This is a genomic window from Rhodococcus sp. IEGM 1406, from assembly GCF_030056745.1.
Classification (GTDB): Bacteria; Actinomycetota; Actinomycetes; order Mycobacteriales; family Mycobacteriaceae; genus Rhodococcus_F; species Rhodococcus_F erythropolis.
Map to the genome: position 1 here is coordinate 1326658 of NZ_JASHKO010000002.1, position 12772 is coordinate 1339429.

Annotated in this window: 13 protein-coding genes; 9 read left to right on the top strand and 4 right to left on the bottom strand. The window is 59.8% G+C overall.

Annotated elements, in window-relative coordinates; all coding sequences use genetic code 11:
* Positions 1-3: 3 nt before the first annotated feature.
* Positions 4-309 (bottom strand): 30S ribosomal protein S10, encoded by a 306-nt coding sequence (gene rpsJ / locus QM596_RS15650; protein WP_003938093.1) that lies wholly within the window; start codon positions 307-309, stop codon positions 4-6.
* A gap of 575 nt (positions 310-884) precedes the next feature.
* Here rpsJ and QM596_RS15655 point away from each other — a divergent pair.
* From QM596_RS15655 to QM596_RS15675, 5 genes are all read left to right on the top strand, one after another.
* Positions 885-1361, top strand: coding sequence for a hotdog fold domain-containing protein (locus QM596_RS15655; protein ID WP_003940943.1), 477 nt, complete (start codon positions 885-887; stop codon positions 1359-1361).
* A 219-nt stretch (positions 1362-1580) separates the two neighbouring features.
* The gene (locus QM596_RS15660) at positions 1581-1970 is read left to right on the top strand and encodes a chorismate mutase family protein (protein WP_042449852.1); all 390 of its coding nucleotides are present in this window, start codon (positions 1581-1583) and stop codon (positions 1968-1970) included.
* Positions 1967-4051 (top strand): aminodeoxychorismate synthase component I, encoded by a 2085-nt coding sequence (gene pabB / locus QM596_RS15665; protein WP_283309282.1) that lies wholly within the window; start codon positions 1967-1969, stop codon positions 4049-4051. The genes QM596_RS15660 and pabB overlap by 4 nt, the downstream gene beginning before the upstream one ends.
* A gap of 8 nt (positions 4052-4059) precedes the next feature.
* The gene (locus tag QM596_RS15670) at positions 4060-4938 is read left to right on the top strand and encodes a prephenate dehydrogenase dimerization domain-containing protein (protein WP_283309283.1); all 879 of its coding nucleotides are present in this window, start codon (positions 4060-4062) and stop codon (positions 4936-4938) included.
* A 6-nt stretch (positions 4939-4944) separates the two neighbouring features.
* Positions 4945-5889, top strand: coding sequence for a diiron oxygenase (locus tag QM596_RS15675; protein WP_283309284.1), 945 nt, complete (start codon positions 4945-4947; stop codon positions 5887-5889).
* Positions 5890-5896: 7 nt separating this feature from the next.
* On the opposite strand, the gene QM596_RS15680 is transcribed toward QM596_RS15675, so the two are convergent.
* Positions 5897-6751, bottom strand: a complete 855-nt coding sequence (locus QM596_RS15680; protein WP_069145813.1) for a glycosyltransferase family 2 protein — start codon at positions 6749-6751, stop codon at positions 5897-5899.
* Between the two features lie 434 nt (positions 6752-7185).
* Between QM596_RS15680 and QM596_RS15685 the strand changes: the two genes are divergently transcribed.
* From QM596_RS15685 to QM596_RS15700, 4 genes are all read left to right on the top strand, one after another.
* Positions 7186-8166, top strand: coding sequence for a daunorubicin/doxorubicin resistance ABC transporter ATP-binding protein DrrA (locus tag QM596_RS15685; protein ID WP_054188113.1), 981 nt, complete (start codon positions 7186-7188; stop codon positions 8164-8166).
* On the top strand, positions 8163-9026 hold the full coding sequence (locus QM596_RS15690; RefSeq protein WP_054188112.1) for an ABC transporter permease: 864 nt from the start codon (positions 8163-8165) through the stop codon (positions 9024-9026). Before QM596_RS15685 ends, QM596_RS15690 begins: the two co-directional genes overlap by 4 nt.
* Positions 9026-9880 (top strand): ABC transporter permease, encoded by an 855-nt coding sequence (locus QM596_RS15695; protein WP_054188169.1) that lies wholly within the window; start codon positions 9026-9028, stop codon positions 9878-9880. The genes QM596_RS15690 and QM596_RS15695 overlap by 1 nt, the downstream gene beginning before the upstream one ends.
* A 140-nt stretch (positions 9881-10020) precedes the next feature.
* Entirely contained in the window at positions 10021-11070 is a 1050-nt protein-coding gene (locus QM596_RS15700; RefSeq protein WP_054188111.1) for an alpha/beta hydrolase, read from the top strand.
* An 83-nt stretch (positions 11071-11153) separates the two neighbouring features.
* Here the strand turns inward: QM596_RS15700 and QM596_RS15705 are convergent, their stop codons facing one another.
* Complete coding sequence (locus QM596_RS15705; RefSeq protein WP_054188110.1) at positions 11154-11792, bottom strand: histidine phosphatase family protein; 639 nt, start codon at positions 11790-11792, stop codon at positions 11154-11156.
* On the bottom strand, positions 11789-12772 hold a 984-nt coding region (locus tag QM596_RS15710), incomplete at its 5' end, for a thioesterase domain-containing protein (RefSeq protein WP_283309288.1). The genes QM596_RS15710 and QM596_RS15705, both read right to left, overlap by 4 nt.

Here is a 12772-nt window from a genome sequence, read left to right on the forward strand (position 1 = left end):
CCGTCACTGAATGTTCACGTCGACACTGGCCGGAAGGTCGATGCGCATGAGCGCGTCAACCGTCTTCGGCGTCGGGTCGAGAATGTCGATCAGCCGCTTGTGAGTACGCATCTCGAAGTGCTCGCGCGAGTCCTTGTACTTGTGCGGCGAGCGGATGACGCAATATACGTTCTTCTCGGTCGGCAACGGCACAGGTCCAACGACGCGGGCACCCGTACGGGTTACCGTCTCGACGATCTTGCGCGCTGACGCGTCGATCGCCTCGTGGTCGTAGGCCTTGAGCCTGATGCGGATCTTTTGTCCCGCCACGCTTAGTGTCCTTTTCTTGCCGCGTTTCGTAGCCCGCCTGGTCAGGCTCGAGCTACCTCGTCTGCACAGTCCTTGCCTGGACGATGACACGACGAACACTGAAGCGATCGGGACCAAGTCCGAAAGTTCGGAAGACCGTGTTAGCGGTAAACCGAGCATCGGATCAGATCAGGATCTGCTGCCGCTGTTCGTTTGTCATTGTTCTCCGGTACACGCGGTCGGGCGTGTCGCCTTCTCACTCATCCTGCGCCGGACAATCTTTCGATCATCTGGCGCGTGATGCGTACCGGACGTGTTCGATGTCGAACACAAAGTAGGTACTGCTTCCGTCCTGCATTACTTCTCGTCTTGCATGTCTTGCATGGTCACAGTCGTTGACCCGATTACCCTGACGGGATCTGCGATCGATCGTCTGTGACGTCTTACCCTTACCCGATCACGGCCGCAAACGACCGCGTCCCGGACAAGGCAACCCGACCAGTATGCCGTACCTGGCCCGATTCCTCAACTCCCCCGAACCAGCCTTTCCGAGTGAGCTGCGCGACAACAACCTTACTCAGAAGTAAGATAGTCCGATGACTACTTCCAGCCCCACCTATCGCGGATGGCAGAAATTGCCGGACAACGCCCTCGGACATGCAGTTTTCTCGGCGGCGATGTCCATTCGCGTGCCCTACTTCGCCTCCGTTCTCCCCCGGGTGACCAAGTTGGAACCGGGCCTGTGCGAGGTCCGCTCCCCCAAATGGTGGGGCGTCCACAACCATCTCGGCACTTTTCACGCGATCGCAGCATGCAATCTCGCGGAGGTCGCAATGGGCATGCTGAGCGAAGCGACGGTTCCGAACTCGCACCGCTGGATCCCCAAGTCCATGAAGGTCGACTACCTCGCCAAGGCCGAGACCGGCCTGCGGGCGGTCGCCCGACTCGAGACTTTGCCGGACTTCGCGGCGATCGAGAGTGGCACGGAACTTCTCGTTCCCATCTCGATCTTCGACCGGGGCGGCAAGGAAGTAGTCCACGCCGAAATCACCACCTGGGTCTCCCCCAAGTAGGCACTCACGAACCCGCCTGCATCGCAACCTGATTCGCCCGCCAAACAGGTTTCGCAGAATTAGGCACCACCGCAGGTTTCGGCGAATGACGATCGTGGAACACCTCCCCGAACGGCGATGGTCGGTCGGGGTGCCGGTGTCCGGAGGTGGTTGCGTTCCGGGCACCACATTGTCGACCTCGCGTCACGCCGAGCACCGGGAGGCCTCGTGGAAGAGTTCTTGACCACAACGAGTTCCGAAGCAGGCACGCAGACCTCGTCGTATCCGGACGAGGCCGAGGGATTGGACAGCTTCCGGCGCGACCTCGACGCCATCGACGCTCTACTTCTCGAGACGGTGCGGCAGCGGCTGGAACTCTGCCTACGCATCGGCGAGTGGAAGCGCTCCCGCGAGGTTCCGATGATGCAACCCGGCCGCGTCCGCCTCGTGCAGGAGCGGGCGCGTGAATTCGCCCGTAGACACGACCTCTCCCCCGACTTCTTCAACGCCCTGTACGAGCTGATGATTGCCGAGACCTGTCGACTCGAAGACCTGGTGATCAACGCACCTGTTGAGGAGGAGGACACTGTTCGGGAATCCGTCGGACCGAGATCAGGATCATCGACATGAGTTCCCGCACCCTTCTGGTGGACAATTACGACTCGTTCACCTACAACCTGTTCACCCTGTTGACCGAGGTCAACGGGGTTGTGCCGACCGTGGTCCGCAACGACGCGGATTGGGATTCCATCGATCTCGCGTCATACGACAACGTGGTCATCTCCCCAGGTCCCGGCCGACCGGATCGCGACCGTGATTTCGGAATCAGCCGCCGTTTCATCGAAGAAGCGCCTCTCCCACTTCTCGGTGTCTGTCTCGGCCACCAGGGCCTGTGCGAGTTGTTCGGCGCGGGCGTGGTGGTTGCGCCCGTACCGATGCACGGCCGAATTTCGCTGATCGATCACGACGGCTCGGGCATCTTTGCCGGACTTCCGTCGCCGTTCCGAGCTGTTCGCTACCACTCGTTGACCGTCGAGAATCTGCCGAACGCCTTCGTTCGTACCGCGTGGACGTCCGACGGACTGCTCATGGGTGTCCGGCACCGGACCAAGCCGATGTGGGGCGTTCAGTTCCATCCGGAGTCCATCAGTACCGAGTTCGGCATAGATTTGCTCGCGAACTTCCGCGATCTGTCCGTCGGACGCACTCTGGATTCGGTGATCCGACCCGAACCTGCTCCGCAAACACCCGACCTGCGGCCGGCGATCAACTACGACGTCGACGACGTGATTCTCGATTTTGCAGTGGACCCGTCGGCGGCCTATGCAGCACTGTTCGCCGACGGCACGAACGCGTTCTGGCTGGACCGCGCGGCAACCGCAGAGCCGAGTGCGCGCTTTTCAATTCTCGGCGATTCGTCGGGGCCGCTGGCTGAGTTCATCACGTACGACGTGCAAGCCGAGGTACTGACTGTCAGCCGAAAAGGCTTGTCCGACGAGCACATTCGAGTTCCGTTCTTCGATTACTTGGACGCACAACTCGCGACGCGCTTCGTGCCCTCCCATCCGGAACTCGACTTCAACCTCGGCTACGTGGGCTACCTCGGCTACGAACTGAAAGCACAGACCGGAGGAAGGGCAGTCCATCCGGCACCCACTCCTGATGCTGCTCTGGTGTTTGCCGACCGCGCCGTCGTCATCGATCACACCGCGGGCCGCACTCACGTTTTGAGGTTGCGCGAGAAAGTCCGCGACGCCGGCTATGACGATTGGCTCGAATCGACCGTCGACACCTTGGCGCGGATCGGCGCGGACCTTCCGGAACGCACCCCGGTTCCGCTGATCAGCGACACCGTCTGGACGCAGGCTCGCCTTCGGCATGATCGCGATCAGTACCTGTCGTTGATCGGAACGGCCCTCTCGGAGATCCGGGCGGGTGAGTCCTACGAGGTGTGTCTGACCAACATGGCGAGCGTCGACGAGACGATCGATGCACAGCAGGCGTTCGAGTATCTGCGCTCGATCAATCCGACGCCGTACAGCGCACTTCTCGACTTCACCGGCATCTCGGTGGTCTCGGCCTCGCCTGAGCGGTTCCTTCGTGTCGACTCGGACGGCAACGTCGAGTCCAAGCCGATCAAAGGGACCCGTCCGCGCGGCGTCACCCGAGCGCGTGATGCTGCGCTACGGCAGGACCTGCTCGACAGCGAGAAGGACCGCGCCGAGAACCTGATGATCGTGGACCTCACTCGCAACGACCTCACCAAGGTCTGCGTTCCGGGAAGTGTCCACGTTCCGAGGCTGTTCGCGATCGAGTCGTACTCGTCCGTTCACCAAATGGTGTCGACGGTGCGTGGACATCTGAGCCCGGGGTCGTCGGCGGTGGACTGTGTCCGCGCCGCGTTCCCCGGCGGATCGATGACAGGTGCTCCGAAGGTACGGACGATGGAGATCATCGACCGCCTCGAATCCGGCCCACGTGGGGTCTACTCGGGATCGATCGGGTACTTCGCCCTCGGTGGCGCCGCAGACCTCTCGATCGTGATCCGGTCGCTGGTCTGCACCGAGAGCGGCGTGACCTTCGGAATCGGTGGTGCCATTACAGCGTTGTCCGACCCGGAAGAAGAATTCGACGAGACCACGGTCAAGGCGTCCACTCTGCTCCGTGCACTCGATGCGGTGTCCTCGCGGGTCCTCGAGTACGGCGGGTAGATCCAGCCATGACGGCGGCATCAGGCACAGCGACGGTTGTCGGCGGGCTGGGTGCCGTCGGATCCATGTTCGTCGAATTGCTTCGCGGCGGGGGGTCGACGGTCACCGTCGTCGACCCAGCAGGCAGCGATCCTGACGGAGATGTAGTCGTCGGAGACATCACGAAACCCAGTGACCGGGTCCTCGCACACGTGGAGTCCTCGAGCGTCATCGTGCTCGCCGTTCCCGAACAGGTCGCTCTAGCCGCACTACCGAGCCTTCGAGCATCCGGCGCTCTCGTTGTGGACACGCTGTCGGTCAAATCGCGGATGGAGGCAGCAATCGCCGACGCCGGCCGAGAAGGGGAGTTCCTCGGACTCAACCCCATGTTCCGTCCGTCGCTCGGACCGCGCGGTCGGGCCGTCATCGCAGTGCCGTACGTCGACGGTCCGCAGTCCGCCGGATTCCTCGACGTCGTGCGCTCGTGGGGAGCGTCGGTCGCGGTGATGGACGCCGATCGTCACGACCGGTTGGCCGCGGCTACCCAGGTTCTGACACACGCGTCGGTGCTGGCTTTCGGCGTTGCCCTGGCCGAACTCGGAGTTTCTGCGGACGAACTCCTCGCGGTCGCCCCTCCCCCGCATCGGACCTTGCTCGCGCTCCTGGCGCGGATAGCCGGCGGCGAACCGGAGGTGTACTGGGACGTACAAGCGGGCAATCCGCATGCAGGTGCGACACGAAAAGCACTGTTCGATGCCACCGCACAGGTGAACACGGCGGCCGAAGCCCTCGGCGACTTCACAGCGCTGATGAAAACCGCCCAGGCAGCGCTCGACGATCGCTCCGGCGAATTGAACGCGGAGTGCCAGAGCTTGTTCGATCGCATTGCCGAAGGGCACAGAGAGTAGGGCACGATGAGACCTGGAGTGAGTCCGCCCAGCCTCCCGGAGTACGACGCCTCGGATCCAGTCGAGAGTGCAATCGTCAGCCGCCTTGCGAGCAATTGGGCGCGCCGGGCAACCGTGAAGAAGGCGGCGCCGGAACTGGACGATCTCTTCGATTCGTCGTTGTCCGACTACCCCGAAGCACTTCTCCCGTTCGCGGAGCATCCGACCTACCTGGCATTGAGTCCCGAGCAGAAGCAACGCCTGCAAGCCTGGGCATGGATCGCGTTCAACAAGAACGTCATGGACATCGAGAAGTACGTCGTCAATCCCGGCTTCGACGTTCTCGCCGAAGACCGACTCGGCGTCGGACTCGGAGATTGGGCTGCAGTGGCCGTCAATCAGGCGATGGTCGACGAGCAATATCACACGCTCATGCACTTCAATGCCAGTTCAGCGACCCGTCGAGGCAGGGGCTGGGCGCTTCCGGCCAAGGCACTGCCAGACGTCCTGACGGTCCACACGCGGGCGCAAGCCCTCGACGCAGCCGAGGGGTCTCGCAAGATTGCCCTGACACAGTTGGCGTTCATGACCGTCGCCGAGGTGTCGATCACCGCATACCTCGACCTGATCTCGGACGATCCGGGCGTGCAGTCGATCAACCGCGCGACAATCCGGTTGCACGCTCGCGACGAGTACTGCCATGCCTCGATTGCCGGGGAACTGGCCGTGTCGGTCTGGGATTCCCTGGATCGTGGAGATCGCAGCTATCTATTGGAAGGCTTCGAGGGCGCCATGCGCGCTTTCAGCGGAACCGACTTCGGCGCTTGGCGAGCAATCATGGAGATCGAAGCCGTAACCGGCGGACAGAAGATGCTCGACGACATCGAATCGGGACGGCGCAACAACCTGTTCGTCCAGGACTACAGCGGTATCGAGAGGTTGTACAAGACCTTGAATCTGGACAGGATATAGCCGACTCTCACGAATCCACGGGCATAGTGCGGGCTCCGGAACCTGACAGCAGTTTCCGCCATGACAACCGATCGGTTTGCCGGTCGTACATTCGGTACGCCGGCCACAACAGAGCATGCAGAATTGACGTCTTGAGAATCATCAAACGAAGTCGTGTAGTCATAGCCTGGTGATACTCGAGCGTTGTCACCGAAGCCTTGTTGTATGACAGAAACTCGATGGGTCCAGTCTCTCCCCTTCGACCGGAGATTTCGCTCCGCATGTCCAGGTCAGTGCCGAACTGCATCCCTGCCTTCACCAGGCACAGCGACAGATCCACGTCTTCGTGAATGTCGGTGCGATCACTGACCTTGTCGCGGATCGAGCGCCACGACGTCGCCCGAATCGCCATATTCGAACCAGTCAGTGCGTGCGCCGGTTTGATTCCGTGGAAATCGCCACGGGCCTCGGCTTTCTTCACCGCTGCTCGCTGAAGACCTGAAAACGGTGACTCGTAAAACAACGAGAAACCGGTAACGGCATCAAGATCATGAGAAGCGAAGGAACTTCGAACCGCTCGCGCCCACCCTGGTGCGACACGCGAATCCGCATCGACTCTGCCGATGAATTCACCCACTGCGATGTCGAACCCGGCATTACGTGCATGAACAACGCCTTGACGCGGTTCTACAAGATATCGAATTCGAGAATCCCGCTGCTCGAAAGAACGCGCGATTTCAGGGGTGCGGTCGGTGGAATTGTTGTCGACAACAATTATCTCGAGGATTTCGTCCCCTTGACGAGCGAGGGACTCCAAACACCCGGCGATGTAGTCCTCCTCGTTGTACACGGGAACCACCACTGACAACGTGCCGATATCCATGAGCAGTAGGTTACCTCGCCAGAGGGAGTCGACTTGATGATCGAGTCAGGGGTGCCCGTCGATCGAGTACGAACTCGTAGTACTCGACGAGCACTCAGCACGCGCGAACACGGTTCACACCTGTCGGCGACCCGAAATCACGCCCGGTATCGGACACTGTGCGATATCGCACAGTCCAGTCGGTCGGCCTGACCGCGGCTTATCTCCAAGCTGCACATTTGCATCGATCCCCACCGCGCGAAGGCCGGAACGAGGTTGTCCCTCCGGTAACATCCACTGTGCATCCGGAGATAGACGTACAAGGTTCCCGCAACCACTGGGGTCCTTACCAGTGACTCCGGCTCGGGCTACGACTTGCTCGAGAAAGGACACGGCCGAGAAGCCGTGTCCAAGCACAGCTCGGCCCGAACACCCATGTAGACAGCGGAGAATTGATGCCCTTATCGACGGACGCGGCGGTAGTCGTGGAGGACGTTCACAAGTCCTTCAAGGATGTGCACGCATTGCGTGGCATCAACTTCCAAGCTCCCAAGGGCACAGTGCTCGGCATCCTTGGACCCAACGGCGCAGGTAAGACCACCACCGTCAAGGTTCTGTCCACGTTGATTCGGCCTGACCGCGGCGTCGCAATGGTTGCCGGATACGACGTCGCTCGCAACCCAGCCGACGTTCGCCGTTCGATCATGATGACTGGCCAGTTCGCCGCACTCGACGACGCACTCACCGGACGCGAGAACATCGAACTGTTCGCTCGCCTGATGGGCCTCGATCGCGCATCCGCCAGGCAACGAGCCGTGGACCTTCTCGAGGAATTCGATCTCGTGGAAGCTGGGGGGCGAGCCGTTGCAGGCTACTCCGGCGGCATGCGACGACGCATCGACATTGCGTGTGGATTGGTAGTGAGGCCAGAAGTCGTATTTCTCGACGAGCCGACGACTGGACTGGACCCCCGCAGCCGCCAGAGCGTGTGGAACCTCGTGCAGACTTTGAAGGAGCAAGGCATCACGGTTCTGCTGACCACTCAGTACCTCGAGGAAGCTGACCTCCTCAGCGACAACATCATTGTCATCGACAAAGGATCTGTCATCGCGGAAGGGACGGCCAACGAATTGAAGGCACGAACCGGCGCCAGCTTCTGCGAAATCGTTCCCGCCGAGGCAAGCTTGCTGGGGCCAGCAGCCAACGCGTTGGGTAATTTGGTTCCGCCGGACTTCCGCTTCGATCTGGCAGTCGAGAACGGCCGAATTGCAATTCCCGCACCCCGTGGTTCTGCGACCCTTGCAGAAGCTCTGCGGCGTCTCGATCACGCACGGATACCACTCGCGGACATCGCCCTGCGCAGGCCTTCACTTGACGACGTGTTCCTGTCGTTGACGGGGCAGTCGCGTCCGAGCGAAACAAGCGATGCGACGTGACCACGACGACGAAATACGCAACTCAAGATCTTGCCTTGAAACAGGTAGGTCAACGGTCCATCACGGTGCCAAATGCAGCTCGGATCGGACGCCATCGTCGTCCGCAACCGTCCGCTGTAACACAGTGGTGGACACTCACCGGCCGTACCGTTCGCGCAATGATCCGCCGGCACGAATTGCTAGTCGCAATCGTCGCGCCATTGATCTTCACGGTCGGCTTTTATCTGCCCCTCAAGTTCGTAATGCAGCTGCAGGGCATCAATTACGCGCAGTTTTTGATGCCGATCATCGTCTTGCAGGCGATGGCCTTCACTTCGATCTCAGCGGCGCAGATGTCGGCGACCGAACGCATCACTGGCTTCAGCAGTCGGATGCAAACCATGCCGGTTTTCGGCCCGGTTCCACTGTTTTCGCGGATGAGTAGTGGATTCCTCCGATCCGTCGTCTCACTGACGGCAGCAGTGATCTACGGATACGCGATCGGATTTCGCTTCGTCGGTGGTCTGTCACAGGCCATGCTCTTCTGCGTGATCGCGTTGACTTTCAGTACGTGTTTGTCGCTCGGCGGTGATGCAATCGGCTCGCTGTCGAAGAGCCCACAAGCAACCAGTCAGGCATTGACACTTCCCCAATTGATCCTCGGAATGCTCTCGTGTGGATTTGTTCCGGAGAGCGGATTCCCGGAATGGATCCGGCCGTTCGTACGCAATCAGCCCGTATCTCAGTTCTCCTACGCCATGCGGGACCTGGCTGCCGGCACCCTCACCCCGAATACGTTGGTGCCAGTTGCGGCTTGGTCGATCGGTTTGATAGCGGTATGCGGGCCACTCGCATACTGGGCAAGTACGAGGCGAGCGTGATGAGTTCTCTCGAGAAGCGTGAGGAGATACGCAGTGGGAGGGCGCTCGCGTTCCCTCTTCCCAACGCGGCACTACCCGAGAACTCGGCCAGCGCGCTCTGGACCCACAGCCTTATTCAGGCGAAGCGGCTTCTGATCAACTGGGCGCGCGATCCTTCAACGACTGTTCAGGCGCTCGTTTATCCCGCGTTGACCTTGATCATGTTTCGCGTTGTTCTGGGAAATTCCATCACAGCTGCCACCGGGCAGCCGAGTATCTATGGGACTGTCCCGCTCATCATTCTCGTGGGGGCGATGTTCGGTTCGATCGCCAGCGCAGTTGGCTTGCGGGGCGAGCGGAAGAGCGGTCTGCTCGGTCGATTCTGGACGCTGCCCGCACACCGAGCATCGGGCCTGGTGGGCCGGATGATCGCTGAAGCCGTTCGAGTTCTACTGACAACGATCGTCATCATCGGCGTTGGTTATGCCGTCGGCTTCCGGTTCACTCAGGGCCCGCTTGCGGCAGTGGCAATGATACTTCTACCCATCGCATTCGGCATTGGGTTCGCGGTGATGGTCACGGCTCTCGCCACGATGTCGGAAAATGTCCCGCTCGTCGAATTGGTTTCCATTGGGTGCACCCTGTTGATGTTCTTCAACAGTGGTTTTGTCCCGACAATGGCATATCCGGTCTGGCTTCAACCCGTAATTGCCGCACAACCGATGTCCGTCGCAGTCGACGCTATGCGCGGACTTTCGCTCGGAGGCCCGGTCCTGGTGCCAGTTCTGAAAATGCTTGCCTGGTCAGCGGGAATGATCGCTGTTTTTCTATATCCTGCGATTCGGGGTTACCGCCGGGCTGCGGAGACTTCATGACAGACGCATCCAGCGAGTGTGGCCTTATACCAGAATTTAAATATCTAAATACGGTAACAGTCCACAAACAATAACCGACTCAATTCTCTGAATGCGACAAGGTCGCAATCGACAATGAATCAACCGAAAGGTATGAGGTCTTGACGCGAAATTCCACGACCTGGCGACGCACCGTACAGATCGGTGCATTGGCCGTTGCCGGCTCACTGCTCACAGCCGGTCTCGCGCAGGCCACCCCCGCGCGCGTCGGTGGCGACTCATCCGAAACAGCGTCGACGGGCTCCTACATCAAATCCGTCGAGAAGGTCAATGACCGTCAGCTCGTCGTCAACGTCTATGCGGCGTCGATGGACAAGGACGTTCCGATTCAGGTGATCACCCCGGCCGACAACTCCGAACCTCGCCCGATCGTCTATCTGCTGAACGGTGCCGGCGGCGGAGAAGATGCCGCGACATGGGAACTACAAACTGATGTAGTCGATTTTTTCGCTGACAAGAACGTGAACGTCGCCACGCCTGTCGGTGGGCGTCTCTCCTACTACACCGACTGGGAGAAGGACGACCCCAAGGCCGGACGCAACAAGTGGTCGACCTTCCTGGGCAAAGAATTGCCCCCGTTGTTGAACGAAGAGCTCGGGAGCAACGGTAAGCAAGCCATCTCGGCCATCTCGATGTCCGGTACGTCGGTACTGAACTTGGCGATCGAGTACCCCGGTTTCTACAGTTCTGTTGCCGCTTACAGTGGCTGCGCACAGACCAGCGATCCCCTCGGACAAGCATTCGTCCGGACGACCACGGAATGGATCGGCGGCGTCGACGACATCACGAATATGTGGGGACCATTGGACGGACCGGGATGGGTCGAACACGATCCGCTCGTCAACGCAGAGAAGCTGCGTGGGACGCCCATCTACATGAGCACCGGAAACGGGCTTCCTGGAATTCCGAACGACACATTCCTCAACCCACGTCTGAGTGATGGTCGCGCATATACGGAGAACCAGATCATCATCGGCGGCCCGATCGAAGCAGCGACCAACCTTTGCACTTCGAACATGGCCAAGCGCCTGTATGAATTGAATATTCCGGCCGTTGTCGACTTCCAGCCGGTCGGGACCCACTCGTGGGGCTACTGGCAGGATCAGCTACACAAATCATGGCCGTTCATCGCCGGTTCGCTCGGAATCTGAGACAACCGCAGGAACATTCTCAACCAGCCAGCCTGTTCTTCTCGATCAAATGCGAGAAGAACAGGCTGGCTTTCCTCTATACCTCAGTCCGTAGGTACATGGCTTGCGGAATAGCTGACATCAACGAGGGCTTCGCCAGAAAAAGTGACTGAAGTGATCGAAGTGTGAGCCACATCGCGTTCATGCTGCCGACGCCACAATGATTCGCTCCTCAACGAACGCCGCAAGGTACAGATGGGCAGCTCGTGGCTGAAGCACACGCCCTCCTTGCCCGCGCTCCGACGCCGAGCCGAATCCAGGGCAGCAGACATACGTCTGACCATCGATTTGTAGCTCTCCCCCCACGAAGGCGTCACTGGATTCCACGTTTTGAGCAGCAACCCGACCGACGGCTTCAGTCTCGGGTCTCCCGCTGCGATCCCGTCGAACCTTCCCTCCCACTCCACAAGATCTTCGTTCTTCTCGATGGGTAGATTCAACAAATCGGCTAGCGGAGTGGCAGTTTCAATCGCGCGTTCGAGCGGGCTGGAGAAGATCGAAGAGATTGGACGATCACCGAGAATCTCGGCGACTGCCTTCGCTTGGCGATTGCCCAATTCGGAAAGCGAGTATCCGGGTAGCCGGCCGTAAATTACTTTCGACGGATTGAACACCTCTCCGTGACGTACAAAATGCACGACAGTGCGAGGTTCGGCCGACCGAGCCGGGGTTTCATCAGTCATGACGAGCGCTTCTCCTGCGTACGTAGGTACTCGGCGACGATCGGCCCGATCAACTCGAGCTTGTCCGGATGCATCATCGACGTGTGATTGCTGTCGATATCGATGTCAGTGATCTGTCCACCGATCACCGATCTCCATTCGTCTGTCACTGTGAAGTCCATGTCCATGCCCGCAGCTGCCCGGAACATCACCACGTCGCCATCATATTTGCGCGGCTCATACCCGGAGATCAATTCACCACTCGCCGAAGCGAAGTCGTAAAGTGCGCCAATCTGTGTCTCAGTCATGAACGACACCGAGTCCAGCGTTTTACCGATGGCGATGATCTGGCTGCGATCAAGAGAATTGACGTCGGCACCTTCACCGAGTTCCACTCCCCAACTAGCTGCCATGTCACGGGTGTTCTCGAGCGCTACATCATCGTCGACCTCCCTCGGATGACGTGGATCCACCATGAACAGAGAGACCTCGAAACCTTGCTCGCGTAGAAGAACAGCACATGCATGGCCGATGAACCCTCCAACTGAGTGGCCGATTATGTTAAACGGCCCAGTCGGATTCACATCGATCATCTCACGCACGTAACGGTGTGCTAGCTCGTCGACAGAGGTCGGTAATGCCCACGCCTCCGTCATTACGGGAGTTTGCAGGCCGTAGATCGGTGTATCTGCCTCTAGATACGGAGCGAAGCCCGAGGCCTTCCACGCCAGACCACTCATTGCATGGATATAGAAGAGCGGTGGCCGCTGTCCCTCGATGCGAACGGGAAAGAGCACGCCGATCGCATGATCGTCCGGTGTCGCCGAACCTGATTCCCGAGCCTCTTCGATCCTGGCAGCGAGTAATTCGGGTGTCGATGCACCGAAGAGCATGCGGACAGGAACATCGAAATCGAGTGTGCTGCTCAAGTTGGCGGTCAATTTCATCGCGATGAGGGAGTTGCCACCCAACTCGAAGAAATCATCATCCAACCCCACCCG